Genomic DNA, 12,803 nt, shown 5'->3' on the forward strand with positions numbered 1-12,803 from the left:
GGCCCCCACCACCGCAGTTACGGCGCCGGCGCACTCCAGGCGTACGAGGAGATGGTCAACCTCACGCGCACGGCGAACTGCCCCCTGCACCTCGCGCACGCCACCATGAACTTCGGCGTGAACAAGGGCAAGGCTCCCGACCTGCTCGCCCTCCTCGACTCCGCGCTCGCGAACGGCGCGGACATCACCCTCGACACGTACCCCTACACCCCCGGCTGCACGACCCTCGTCGCCATGCTGCCGAGCTGGGCGAGCGAAGGCGGCCCGGACTCGATCCTCGCCCGCCTCCTGGACGACGCGACCGCCGAGAAGATCCGCCATCACATGGAGGTCATCGGCGCCGACGGCTGTCACGGCGTACCGATCGAGTGGGACCGGATCGAGATCTCCGGCGTCTCGAACCCCGACCTGACCTCTTTCGTGGGCAAGACGGTCGCCGAGTCCGCCGCCGAGCGCGGCGAGGAGCCGTGGGTCACCGCCCGCCGACTCCTCGTCGACGACAAGCTGGGCTCGACGATCCTCCAGCACGTCGGCCACGAGGAGAACGTCCAGGCGATCATGCGCCACCCCGTGCACACGGGCGGCAGCGACGGCATCCTCCAGGGCTTCAAGCCGCACCCGCGCGCGTACGGCACGTTCCCCCAGTACCTCGGCCGCTACGTCCGCGAGCTCGGCGTCCTCACCCTCGAAGAGTGCGTCGCCCACCTCACCGGCCGCCCGGCGGCCCGCCTGCGCCTGCCCGACCGGGGCATCGTCCGCGAGGGCTACCGCGCGGACCTGGTCCTCTTCGCCCCCGAAACGGTCGCGGCGGGCTCCACCTTCGACGCCCCCCGCACCCTCCCGACGGGCATCCCGCACGTCCTGATCGACGGCAAGTTCGTGATGGAGGACGGGCGCCGCACGGACGTCCTCGCGGGACGGTCCGTGCGGCGCACCGCATAGGCCTCCCGCCGCTACTCCCTCACTTCTTCTTGCCCTTGATGTCGATATGGGCGTTGAACTTCGCGCCCAGGATCGTCACGAACACGTTGCCCTGGCGCCCGCGCGTGGCCAGGGTGTCCCCGACCTGGCCCTTGCCGAGGGCTTCCTTGTCCTGGATCGCGGTCGAGCGAAGGTTCGTGAACTGGTTGTAGCGCTCCGACGCCAGGTCGGCGGTTTCCTGCCACTCCTCCTGGAAGGCGGCGTACTCCGGCTCCGTCATGCCCGCGCCGAAGGTGAAGTTGGGGTTGTTGGCCTGCTCGTAGTGGTGCCTGCACTGGTCGAGGAGCCGGCCCGAGAGGGTCGACTCCCCGACCGCCTTCACGAAGGAGTCGGCCTGCTTCTTGATCTCCGCCGTGCGTTCCGACACCCGTTCCGCGCGCCGCTGCTCGGCCACGTCGTCGTCGAGGGTCTTCTTGGCCGCCGCCAGACCGTTGTTCTTGTCCTCGTAGGTCGCGACACGGACAGAGGCTTCCCGCTTGCGCTGCGGGATCAGGCCCCAGGGAAGGCCGATCGACTCGCTGTACTCGGTGAGCAGTTCGGTCGCTTCCGTCTCGTCATTCGCGTACTCCACGTGACCGATCATCTTGGTCATGGTGCCCCCTTCCTCCCCGCCGGTCCGTCCGGCGACGAGTGCCGCGGGCAACGTCTCACCGGGGCGAGCCCCCGTCACCGGGTGGCGGCCCGTCCGCTTCCGCCCCGGGAAGCGTCAGCTCGAACCAGACCGCCTTGCCGATCCCGTACGGCCGGGGCCGCGCCCCCCACCCGTCGGCCAGCAACTCCACCAGCGCTAGCCCCCGCCCCGACTCGTCGTCCGGACCCGCCGACCTCGGGCACGGCAGCGCATCGCTCGCGTCCGCCACCTCCACCCGTAGAACGCCCCCGCCCAGCACGCACCGCGCCTCGACCTCCCGCCCCGCCGGAACCCGCCCGTGCCGCACGGCATTGGTCATCAGCTCGCTGAGCAGCAGTACGGCGGTGTCCGCCACGTCGTCCGGGACCTTCCAGTCCCGCGCCTGCCCGGCGAGCAGCGAGCGCGCCCGTCCGACACTGCGCGGACTCCTCGGCAGCCGCCACTCAAACTCCCTCGGGGGAGGTGAAGTTGTGCGTTCCATGCCTCATACGCTGCCGGGCCGGGCATAGCCTCCTGGAGTACCGACACGGGTACAGAACGTAACCGTACCCACCGTGCACCAGAGGGGCGGGCGCGATGACCGAGGCGAACTCCCAGCCGCCGATGGCCTGGCGCTACTGCGGCAACCAGGTCAAACGCTGGCGGGAACAGGCGGGCGCCACCCGCGAGGAGCTGTGCAAAGAGACCGGCTATCACTACGAGTACGTGAAGTCGATGGAGAACGGCCGCCGCAAGCCGACCCTCCGGCTGCTCCAGGTCGCCGACGAGATGTGCGATGCGCACGGGCTGCTGCTTTCGGCGCAGGACTATCTGAAGCCGGAGCCGTTTCCTGCGCGGTCGCAGGAGTTCATGCAGGCGGAGGCCGAGGCCATCGCCATCCATTCGTACGAGCCGCTGCTGATCCCCGGGCTGTTGCAGACGGAGGAGTACGCACGGACGCTGATCAGCGAGAGCTGCCCGCCACTGGACGACGAGACCGTCGAGGAACGAGTGAACGCGAGGCTGCGCAGGCAGGAGGCGTTGCGGGCGCGACCGTCCGTGGTCTTCGGGTTCGTGGTGTACGAGGCTGCGTTGCGGACCATGGTCGGGGGGCGGGAGGCCATGAAGCGGCAGCTTCAACACGCCCTGACAGAGAGCGCGTTGCGGAACGTCTCAGTTCAGGTGCTGCCCATGGGGAGGTGCCCCGGGCTCGCGCTCAACGGCTCTCTGGTGCTGCTGGAGAGCGCCGACCATGAGCAGATGGCCTTCGCCGAGGGGCAGAAGACAAGCGCCCTGTACGCCGACCCGGCCAAGGTCAGCAGCCTGGCGCAAACCCATGGCATGATCCGAATGCACGCCCTCAGCGTTGAGGAATCAGCGGACTTCATCGGGGAGTTGAAAGAGGAGCTATGAGTGACCAGCTTGCTTGGTTCAAGTCGAGTTACAGCGACAGCGAGGGCAGCAACTGCGTCGAAGTAGCCCTGGATTGGCACAAGTCCAGCTACAGCGACAGCCAGGGCGGCAACTGCGTAGAGATAGCAGCCTGCCCCCGCACCATCCACATCCGCGACTCAAAACTCGGCGAGGCAAGTCCCACGTTCACCGTTGCGGCCACCGCATGGGCCCACTTCACGGCCGAGATCCGGGACGCGGGATCCGAGCGCCTTTTCTGAGGAATGGGCGGTGGGTCTCAACCCGCCCGCCCTCCCAAGTACCCCGTGGGCCACGGGTGATGACTTTTCGTGACCGGCTTGCCACACGCCGTTGCGAAGCTCTAGCTTTCGGATAACGAACGACCCCGGCCGGTGCTGCGAACACCGAACCGGGGCCTGACCAACAAGATCCTCATAGGAGATCTGGTGGCTACCGAAGAGCCTAACCCCGCCCTGCCCGCCCCCGCGCACCCCATGGCCAAGCCCGGCTACGGCAAGCACTCCGCACCCGGCCAAGCCCCCCGCCGCAAGGGCGACTTCGATCATCTGCCCGTACGCGAGGCCTACCTCGCCGCGTACATCGACCGGCTGCCCGAAGGCACCGCGATCGACATCAAGACGCTCGCCAGAGAGCAGCCCCGCTACGGCCAGCAGGCCGTGCAGACGGCCTTGAACTCCCTCACCGCAGCCGGTCATTACCGGCGCGTGCGCGTACCCCTCGGGGACGCGCTGACCCAGTGGGTGTTCCGTACATACTTCAGCCGCACGGCCAGGGACGCCGAGTGGTGGACGCGGTTCCTGAGCGGCGACGTACCGGAGAGCGAGCCGACGGCACGGGAAACGCGTTCGGAGGCGTACGAGACGCTCGCCCGGCTCGGAGCGGCCGACAACCGGCTGGCGCTCTCGGCGGCCGAGTGCGCCGCCCTCGAAGAGCCCGCCGCGCAGTGGCTCGCGCGCGGGGCCACGCCGGAGGGACTGACACGCGCCCTCACCGCGGGGCTGCCGGACCAGGTGTACTCCCCCGGAGCCTTCGTCCGCCGCAGGCTGCGCGACAAGCTGCCGCCCCGGTCCGCCCCACGGCGTCAGATCCTCGTCGAATGCACGGGCTGCGGCGTACCGGCCCTCCCCGAAAGACTCCCCGCCGGCCTCTGCAAAGCCTGCCGGGGCCAGAGTGCCGGGACGGCGGCGCAACCGGCGCCCGCCGCCGCGCTGCCACCCCACGAGGTACGCCGCAAGGTGGCAGCGCTCAGAAGCCTCACGGCTTAACCCGCTACCTCCGGGCAACCGCCGGGCGCGGCAGCTTGCAGTTCTTGCGAGTGAGGTCGATCTTGCTGTCGTGGCCGACGCAGGGCACGATCCCGTACGTCTGCTGCGCGTAGTTGATGCCCTTGCGGACCGTCACGTTTCCGTGGCGGTCGACCTCGCACGGGTTGTCGAGGGTGCAGCGTTCGCCCTCTTCGTTACCGGTGTTGTTGACGGCCGTGACCTTGCCGGTCTTGTGGTCGATCACCGGTGAGCCGGAGGTGCCGCCGATGGTCTGGCACTCGGGGGTGTAGCGGACGGAGTCCTTCCAGGTCCACTCGCCCTCCTTGAGACGGTAGACGAATCCGTCGATCTTGCAGGTGTACGTCTCTTTCCAGTACCCGGAGACGACCGTGATGGCCCGCTTCTTCACCGGGTGGTCGTCCTCGATCTCCAGCGCCTTGATGCCGTACTTCTTCTGGATGTCGGCGTAGCTGGTGGTGAGCTGGTACAGCGAGATGTCGGTGTCGGTCATCGTCGCGTACGAGATCTTGCTCGCCGTCAGCGTCGCCTTCTCCGCGCCCTTGGCGTCGAGCAGCTTGAAGGTGCGGGTGGACGGCTGGTCGACGATGACCTCGCCCGCCGCCGGGAACCCGCTCTCCAGGCAGTGGCCGTTGGAGAGGACGAGCGCGGGGTCGTCCGGCTTCGACTGCGGCACGCGGACCACCGAGCCCGAACAGTTGCTGAGCGCGACGGTTCCGGCGAAGTCGACGCCCTTTGCCGCGGCCTCCCCCGCCGCCTGCGCCGACGGTGCGCCGTCCGGAGCCGCGACCGAAGGCGCGGAGCCGAACCCTACGAGGGTGAGGGCGAGTAATCCGCCCGCGAGAGCCTTGTTCATGTGTGGAGCCCCCCTTGCAGCTGTGCCCTGTGTGGTTGTGGTTGTGCTGTTGTCACGGGCATTCTTCGGGGGGCCACGGAGGGGGACAAGGGGTGAGAACTCTTGACAATTCGGTGGGGCCGCCCGGGCGGACGGCCCCACCGCTGCCACAGCCTTACGGCTTGGGGAGCTCGCAGCCCTCGCGGCTCAGGTCGATCTTGTTGCCGGGTGCCACGCAGGGCACGATGCCGTACGTCTGCTGGGCGTAGTTGATGCCCTTGCGGACCGTCACCTTGCCGTTCTCGTCGACCTCGCACGGATTGTTGTCCGTGCACTCCTCGCCGCTCTCGTTGCCGGTGTTGTTGACGGCGACCACCTTGCCGGTCGCGTCATCGATCACCGGAGAGCCCGAAGTGCCGCCGATCGTCTGGCAGTCAGAGGTGTAGCGGACCGAGTCCTTCCAGGTCCAGTTGCCTTCCCTGAGGCGGTAGGCGAAGCCGTCGACGCTGCACTTGTACATCTTCTTCCAGTAGCCGGAGGCGACGGTGATCGCCCTCCCCTGCTCCGGGTGCTCCGCGTTCAGCTCAAGCGCCTTGATGCCGAACTTGCTCTCGATCTCGCTGTAAGTGCTGGTCAGTTCGTAGAGCGAAAGGTCCGTGTCCGTCATCGTGCCGTAGGCGATCTTGCTCGCCTTGACCGTTCCGGCGTTGCCGCCGCTGGAGTTCAGGAGCGTGAAGCTGCGCGACGACGGCTTGTCGACGACGACCTCGCCGGGCGCCGGGAAGCCGGCCTCCAGGCAGTGGCCGTTGGACATCACGAGCGCCTTGTCGCCGGGCTGCGAGTCCGGTACGCGGACGACGGAGCCGGAACAGTTGCTCAGCGCCACGGTCCCGGCGAAGTCAACGGCCTTCGCCTTGGCGGGACGTGCGTCGCTGACGGCCGTCGCGGGCATCGCCGTGGCTCCGAGGAGCAAGGCTGAGAAGCACGCGACGACGAGAGGCTTGTTCATGTGGGGGGTCCCCTCTGTTGGCTATGTGACCGAAGTTGCTTCGGTTTTGTCATGCGCATTGTTGAGGTAGTCGGCCGCGAGAACAAGACCGCATACGGACACAACTGACCGCTCACAGGACACTCGAATGCCACGCACGAGACCGGGCACGACACCACGTACGACACCGCCCCGTCCCCGACGTGGCGGAAAACACGAGGCGGGTCTCCTTACGCGGCCGTAAGCTCGCGGACATGCAGGTCATCCAGTCGACGAAGCTCGCGAACGTCTGTTACGAGATCCGGGGTCCGGTGCTCGAGGAGGCGATGCGGCTGGAAGCGGCGGGCCATCGCATCCTGAAGCTGAACACCGGCAATCCGGCGGCCTTCGGGTTCGAATGCCCGCCCGAGATCCTGGAGGACATCCTCCGCAACGTCGGCGACGCGCACGGCTACGGCGACGCGAAGGGCCTGCTCGCCGCCCGCCGCGCGGTGGTCATGCACAACCAGACCCTGGGCATCGAGACCGACGTCGAGCACGTCTTCATCGGCAACGGCGTCTCCGAGCTCATCGTCATGGCCATGCAGGGCCTGCTCGACGACGGCGACGAGGTCCTCGTACCGGCGCCGGACTATCCGCTGTGGACGGCCGCGGTCTCGCTCTCCGGCGGCACGGCCGTGCACTACCGCTGCGACGAGCAGGCGGACTGGATGCCGGACCTCGCCGACATCGAGCGCAAGGTGACCGACCGCACCAAGGCGCTCGTGATCATCAACCCGAACAACCCGACCGGCGCCGTGTACAGCGAGGACATGCTGCGCGGCCTGACCGACATCGCGCGCCGCCACAATCTCCTGGTCTGCTCGGACGAGATCTACGACAAGATCCTCTACGACGACGCGGTCCACACCCCGACCGCCGCCATCGCCCCCGACCTGCTGACCCTCACCTTCAACGGCATGTCGAAGGCTTACCGGGTGGCCGGTTACCGCGTCGGCTGGGTGTCGATCTCCGGGCCCAAGGCGCACGCGTCCTCGTACATCGAGGGCCTGACGATCCTCGCGAACATGCGCCTGTGCGCGAACATGCCGGGCCAGCACGGCGTGGTCGCCGCGCTCAGCGGGCGGCAGACCATCAACGACCTCGTGCTTCCGGGCGGGCGTCTGGTGGAGCAGCGCGACACAGCGTACGACCTGCTGACGCAGATCCCCGGCGTGAGCTGTGTGAAGCCCAAGGGGTCGCTCTATCTCTTCCCGCGGCTCGATCCGAAGGTCTTCAAGATCAAGGACGACCGGCAGATGGTGCTCGACCTGCTCCGGGCCGAGAAGATCATGGTCGTCCACGGCACCGGCTTCAACTGGCCGGAACCCGATCACTTCCGGGTCGTCACGCTGCCCACGGCGACGGACCTGGCCGAGGCCGTCACCCGCATCGGCACCTTCCTGGACGGCTACAGCCAGCACTGACCCCGCACACACGACCGGAATCAACTTTAGACAGAATCTAATGTAGGATGGCTTTCAAGCTACCCGCCAGGAGGCCATCCCATGTACGAGCCGATCCGCACCAAGTCGGTCCACGCCATGGCCGACCCCGGCGACTTCCCGCACCGCTCCCGCGAGGAGGAGCTGGACATCCAGCTCGCCGCGCATCTGGCGGCACTCCTCGCGGTCACCGACGAGCTGCGCGCCCTCGCGCCCGCTCTCGACCTCGACGACGCCGCCGAGCAGCTGTCGTCCGAGGTGGCCCGGCTGCGCGGTGGTCTCACGCCCGTCCGCTCGGCCGTGGTGACCGCCATCCACGAACCGCACCTCAACGCCCTGCACCAGCGCGCCCACGCCCTCGCGGGCCGCGCCCTGGTGGTGGCCGCGTCCCGCGCCGACACCGCGGCGGCGATTCTTGCCGCCCGTCGCATGGACGCGCACGCAGGCGCGGCCCACCTCGTCGGCGCCCACTGAACGGCCTCGGTCCGCGGCCGGGAAGGCCGCGGACCGGGCGCCACCGACGAAGGCGACAGCTGGGGGTACCCGCCGCCTAGCCGGTGATCTTCACAGTGGCCTGCGCCGACGATCCGCCGTGCAGGTCGTCGCCCTCGTAGCTCACCGCGTACACGGTCTTGCCCTTCTTGTTCGGCAGGTCCCTGATCCGGAACGTGCCGTCCGCGGCCACCGAAGCCGACGTCAGCTCACCCGTCGTGCCGAGCCTGTCGGTCCGCGTCACCTTCAGGGCGATCCCGGAGGGCAGCGCGCGCCCCTGCCCTGTCAGCTTCCCGGTGATGTCGACCCCGCCCGCGCGGGTCGCCTCCGCCGGAGCCGTCAGCTCGACCGTCGTCGGGGCCTTCGCCACGTCGACGGTGACCGTGACGTCCTCCGCCGGGCGGTGCGTGACATCACCGAGGAACCGCAGCGTGTACGTCGCCTCGCCGAGCCGGTCCGGCACGTCCAGGACGGTGAAGCTGCCGTCGGCCGCGACCTTGGCGGACGCCACCTCCGTCGTGCCCTCGGCGTCCTTGCGGACCGCCTCGACCTTCACCGCCTCCGCGGGCGCGGGCCCGTCCAGCTCCAGCTTGCCCCGGATGCCGAGCGGTTCGCCGACGACGGGCTTCGAGGGCGTGGTGCTCAGGGTGCCCGTGAAACGCGAGTCGTACTGGGCGGCCGGGGGCTTGATGACGTGCAGCCAGTGGCCGTATCCGTCCGCGGTCACCGCGAAGAGCCGCGAGCCGTCCTTGGCCCAGCCAAGACCCTGCGGCACGACCCGCGAGCCGTCGAGCTCGCCCTCGAAGGCGAACTCGATCGGCGTGGTGCCGTCCGCCGGGTCGGCGGGCTGGATCAGCAGGTCGGACGCGCTGCCCGAGGCCTCCGCGCCCCGCGCCACGTACTTTCCGTCACCGCTGAACGCCACCGCCGAGGCCTTCGCGCCCTCCGCCAGCGGCTGGTAGCCGACCGGGGCGTCGGACAGGTCGGAGGCGTCGAGCAGCCGGGTGCCGTACGCCGCGTCGGCGACGGCGATCCGCTTGCCGTCCGCGCTCTGGCCGATGTCCTTCAGGTCGAGCGCGCCCTTGCCCTCGGCGTCCGCGAAGCGCCGCTGCGGGCCCCGGACCAGGTTGGCGCCGCTCGCGTCGAACGTGGCGAGGAACGCGTTGGCCGCGTTGCCCGCGCCCGCCTGCCCCATCACGAGCCGGTCCGGCGCCCCTGGCCCGGACTCCAGCTTCAGCCGTCCCTCGCTGTTCCACCCGGCGTTGAACGACGCGGTGCCGCTGACCCCGTACAGCAGGGCCTGGTTGTCGGGCCGGTCGCAGTACATGCTGCCGCTGTACGGCGTCTCCGTGAACCACGTCTTTCCGCCCGCGACAGCCACCTCACGGCCGCACGTGACGTTGTAGGGCGTGTACGCGGCGCCGGTCCTGGTCTGCGTCGCCGTGTCGAAGGCGAGGATGCGGTCGGACTGCGACACGTGCAGGGTCGCGCCGTCCGCGCTGAGCGCCATGCCGGACGCCGGCTGGTCGGTGGCGAGCGAACCGACGCGCTGCCCCTGGAAGTTGTAGACCAGGACGGAGCTCGCCCCGCTGCCGCCCTTGCTTCCGTCGGTGACGTAGACCCGCTCGTTCGTGTCGTCCACCACCATCGCGCCGAACGAGGTGATCGGCAGCTTCGCCACCTCGTCCGAGGGAGTGGCGGCGTACGCGGCGGGCGTGGTGACGGCGACGAGCCCGGCCGACCCCAGGACCACCGCGAGCGCGGCGCCGGTCACACGTCTTAACCGCTGAGACTTCTTCAACTGTGCCCCCCACAGGCGTATTTGTCGGCCCGTGACGATCAACAGGCCCCCGTGCGGGGTCATTGAAACATGTAAGAGGAGTGTGAAGGCAAGGTGTTTGAGATGCGAGCGTGTCGCACGGCCGGGCCCTCGCACGCCGTTGTGCGGGGACCCGGCCGGAAACGGAACGGCTGAGGTCAGCCGAGACGCTGCACCAGCGCGCGGTACTCGTCCCACAGCTCCGTGGGCGTGTGGTCGCCGAAGGTGTTCAGGTGCTCGGGGACCAGCGAGGCCTCGTCGCGCCAGACCTCCTTGTCGACCGTGAGCAGGAACTCCAGGTCGGACTTGTCCAGGTCGAGGCCCTCGGTGTCGAGCGAGTCGACCGTCGGCAGGATGCCGATGGGGGTCTCGACGCCCTCGGCGCGGCCGTCGAGGCGGTCCACGATCCACTTCAGGACGCGGCTGTTCTCGCCGAAGCCGGGCCACACGAACTTGCCGTCGGCGTTCTTCCGGAACCAGTTCACGTAGTAGATCTTCGGCAGCTTGGACTGGTCCTTGTCGGCTCCGACCTTGACCCAGTGGTTCATGTAGTCGCCCATGTTGTAGCCGCAGAACGGCAGCATGGCGAACGGGTCGCGGCGCAGCTCGCCGACCTTGCCCTCGGCCGCGGCGGTCTTCTCGCTCGCCACGTTCGCGCCGAGGAAGACGCCGTGCTGCCAGTTGAAGGACTCCGTCACCAGCGGCACCGCGCTGGCGCGGCGACCGCCGAAGAGGATCGCCGAGATCGGCACGCCCTTGGGGTCCTCCCACTCGGGCGCGATGATCGGGCACTGCGAGGCGGGCGTGGTGAAGCGGGCGTTCGGGTGGGCAGCGGGGACGCCCGACTCCGGGGTCCAGTCGTTGCCCTTCCAGTCGGTCAGGTGGGCGGGAGTCTCCTCCGTCATGCCCTCCCACCAGACGTCGTTGTCGTCGGTGAGCGCGACGTTCGTGAAGACGGAGTTGCCCCACAGGGTCTTCATGGCGTTGGCGTTGGTGTGCTCGCCGGTGCCGGGCGCGACGCCGAAGAAACCGGCCTCGGGGTTGATCGCGTAGAGCCGCCCGTCCTCGCCGAAGCGCATCCAGGCGATGTCGTCACCGATCGTCTCCACGGTCCAGCCGCGGGTCGTCGGCTCCAGCATGGCGAGATTGGTCTTGCCGCAGGCGCTCGGGAAGGCGGCAGCGACGTACTTCGACTCACCCTGCGGCGGCGTGAGCTTGAGGATCAGCATGTGCTCGGCCAGCCAGCCCTCGTCGCGCGCCATGACGGAGGCGATGCGCAGGGCGTAGCACTTCTTGCCGAGCAGGGCGTTGCCGCCGTAGCCCGAGCCGTACGACCAGATCTCGCGGTCCTCGGGGAGATGCGAGATGTACTTCGTGGAGTTGCACGGCCACGGCACGTCCGCCTGGCCCTCTTCGAGCGGGGCGCCGAGCGTGTGGACGGCCTTCACGAAGAAGCCGTCGTCGCCGAGCTCGTCCAGGACCGCCTGGCCCATGCGGGTCATGGTGCGCATGGACACGGCGACGTACGCGGAGTCGGTGATCTCGACGCCGATCGCGGAGAGCGGCGAGCCGACCGGGCCCATGCAGAACGGCACGACGTACATCGTGCGCCCCCGCATGGAGCCGCGGAACACGCCGCCCTCGCCCTGGAAGATCTCCCGCATCTCGGCGGGGGCCTTCCAGTGGTTGGTCGGGCCCGCGTCCTCCTCCTTCTCGGAGCAGATGAAGGTGCGGTCCTCGACGCGCGCGACGTCGGTCGGGTCGGAGGCCGCGTAGTACGAGTTCGGGCGCTTGATCGGGTCGAGCTTCTTGAAGGTGCCCTTGGCCACGAGCTCCTCGCACAGGCGCTCGTACTCGGCCTCGGATCCGTCGCACCAGACCACGCTGTCCGGCTGTGTCAGTTCGGCGATGTCGTTCACCCAGGAGACGAGCTCCCGGTGGTCGGTGGGAACGGTGCCCATTGAAGCTGCGAGAAGGGGAGCCGCGATATCGCGCGCCACGATTGCTCCTATACGAGGGGTTTTGGTTTGTGTTGCCCCGTGGGGGCTCCGACCCGGACGCTTCACGTATTGACCCTCTGGCGCTCATCCGGTGCCGATCGCACTCATTTGATCCTCCGACGCTTCTGCCCATATGTCCAGAGGGCCTCACACCTGAGCGGCGTGAGCATCGCCACTCGCCAGGGCGACCCCCGTGCACGAATCCGTCACTTGTACGCTCGGGTATCACCGTGAGCATCGCCACTTGTACGCCTCGGTTCTCACTTGCCTGATGCCTAACTTACGGTTGCGTAGGTACGATGCCGATATGACCGCTCCTGTCCCCGACGCGGACACGAACTCACCGGCCAAGAGCCACGATTCGTCCCCGCTCGACGCCCTGCCGCGCCCAGAGATCCCGGATCTCGCGGAACTGAAGCCGAAGATGCGCGGCTGGCTGCACGCGGGCATGTTCCCCGCGGTGCTGATCTCCGGCATCGTGCTCACGGCGCTCGCGGGCTCCACACGCGCGCGGATCGCCTGCGGGATCTATGTCCTTACGGCATGCCTGCTCTTCGGCGTGAGCGCGATCTACCACCGCGGCACCTGGAGTCCGCGCGCCGACGGCGTGCTGCGCAGACTCGACCACGCCAACATCTTCCTGATCATCGCGGGCACGTACACACCCCTGACGATGCTGCTCCTGCCCGAGTCCAAGGGGCAGTGGCTGCTCTGGGGCGTATGGGGCGCGGCGGTGGCCGGCATCCTCTTCCGCGTCTTCTGGGTCGGCGCCCCGCGCTGGCTCTACACCCCCTGCTACATCGCGATGGGCTGGGCGGCGGTCTTCTACCTCCCCGACTTCATGCGGACGGGCGGCATCGCCGTGCTGGTCCTCGTG

At 68.7% G+C, this 12,803-nt stretch carries 13 protein-coding genes; 7 read left to right on the top strand and 6 right to left on the bottom strand.

Going from position 1 to position 12,803, the window contains the following annotated elements; all coding sequences use genetic code 11:
- Positions 1–942: N-acyl-D-amino-acid deacylase family protein (locus ACQKIP_RS25485; RefSeq protein ID WP_427744164.1), on the top strand; the 942-nt coding region annotated here is incomplete at its 5' end.
- 19 nt (positions 943–961) lie between these two features.
- Here ACQKIP_RS25485 and ACQKIP_RS25490 read toward each other — a convergent pair.
- On the bottom strand, positions 962–1,573 hold the full coding sequence (locus ACQKIP_RS25490; RefSeq protein WP_365861669.1) for a hypothetical protein: 612 nt from the start codon (positions 1,571–1,573) through the stop codon (positions 962–964).
- A gap of 55 nt (positions 1,574–1,628) precedes the next feature.
- A complete protein-coding gene (locus ACQKIP_RS25495) occupies positions 1,629–2,093 on the bottom strand; it encodes an ATP-binding protein (RefSeq protein ID WP_365861667.1) in 465 nt (154 codons plus the stop codon).
- Between the two features lie 95 nt (positions 2,094–2,188).
- Here ACQKIP_RS25495 and ACQKIP_RS25500 point away from each other — a divergent pair, with 95 nt between their 5' ends.
- The 3 genes from ACQKIP_RS25500 (at position 2,189) to ACQKIP_RS25510 (ending at position 4,290) form a co-directional block, all read left to right on the top strand.
- Entirely contained in the window at positions 2,189–3,004 is an 816-nt protein-coding gene (locus tag ACQKIP_RS25500) for a helix-turn-helix domain-containing protein (protein ID WP_365861665.1), read from the top strand.
- Positions 3,001–3,264, top strand: a complete 264-nt coding sequence (locus tag ACQKIP_RS25505; RefSeq protein ID WP_365861663.1) for a DUF397 domain-containing protein — start codon at positions 3,001–3,003, stop codon at positions 3,262–3,264. The genes ACQKIP_RS25500 and ACQKIP_RS25505 overlap by 4 nt, the downstream gene beginning before the upstream one ends.
- A gap of 186 nt (positions 3,265–3,450) precedes the next feature.
- On the top strand, positions 3,451–4,290 hold the full coding sequence (locus ACQKIP_RS25510; RefSeq protein WP_365861661.1) for a hypothetical protein: 840 nt from the start codon (positions 3,451–3,453) through the stop codon (positions 4,288–4,290).
- 4 nt (positions 4,291–4,294) lie between these two features.
- Here the strand turns inward: ACQKIP_RS25510 and ACQKIP_RS25515 are convergent, their stop codons facing one another.
- Both ACQKIP_RS25515 and ACQKIP_RS25520 read right to left on the bottom strand, forming a co-directional pair.
- Positions 4,295–5,164: a serine protease gene (locus tag ACQKIP_RS25515; protein ID WP_365861659.1), complete on the bottom strand. Its 870-nt coding sequence runs from the start codon at positions 5,162–5,164 to the stop codon at positions 4,295–4,297.
- 154 nt (positions 5,165–5,318) lie between these two features.
- Positions 5,319–6,152, bottom strand: coding sequence for a S1 family peptidase (locus ACQKIP_RS25520; protein ID WP_365861657.1), 834 nt, complete (start codon positions 6,150–6,152; stop codon positions 5,319–5,321).
- Between the two features lie 233 nt (positions 6,153–6,385).
- Here ACQKIP_RS25520 and ACQKIP_RS25525 point away from each other — a divergent pair, with 233 nt between their 5' ends.
- Together ACQKIP_RS25525 and ACQKIP_RS25530 are read left to right on the top strand one after the other, a co-directional pair.
- Positions 6,386–7,597 (top strand): pyridoxal phosphate-dependent aminotransferase, encoded by a 1,212-nt coding sequence (locus ACQKIP_RS25525; protein WP_361181969.1) that lies wholly within the window; start codon positions 6,386–6,388, stop codon positions 7,595–7,597.
- 81 nt (positions 7,598–7,678) lie between these two features.
- Positions 7,679–8,089 carry a hypothetical protein gene (locus ACQKIP_RS25530; protein WP_365861655.1) on the top strand — a complete coding sequence of 137 codons (411 nt, stop codon included), beginning with the start codon at positions 7,679–7,681 and terminating at the stop codon, positions 8,087–8,089.
- Between the two features lie 76 nt (positions 8,090–8,165).
- Here the strand turns inward: ACQKIP_RS25530 and ACQKIP_RS25535 are convergent, their stop codons facing one another.
- The gene (locus ACQKIP_RS25535; protein WP_365861653.1) at positions 8,166–9,881 is read right to left on the bottom strand and encodes an Ig-like domain repeat protein; all 1,716 of its coding nucleotides are present in this window, start codon (positions 9,879–9,881) and stop codon (positions 8,166–8,168) included.
- 203 nt (positions 9,882–10,084) lie between these two features.
- Positions 10,085–11,926 (bottom strand): phosphoenolpyruvate carboxykinase (GTP), encoded by a 1,842-nt coding sequence (locus ACQKIP_RS25540; RefSeq protein WP_365861651.1) that lies wholly within the window; start codon positions 11,924–11,926, stop codon positions 10,085–10,087.
- A gap of 307 nt (positions 11,927–12,233) precedes the next feature.
- Here ACQKIP_RS25540 and trhA point away from each other — a divergent pair.
- The coding region (gene trhA, locus ACQKIP_RS25545; RefSeq protein ID WP_427744170.1) for a PAQR family membrane homeostasis protein TrhA at positions 12,234–12,803 on the top strand (570 nt) is incomplete at its 3' end.

The organism is Streptomyces sp. NPDC059900 (assembly GCF_050270335.1).
Lineage (GTDB): Bacteria > Actinomycetota > Actinomycetes > Streptomycetales > Streptomycetaceae > Streptomyces.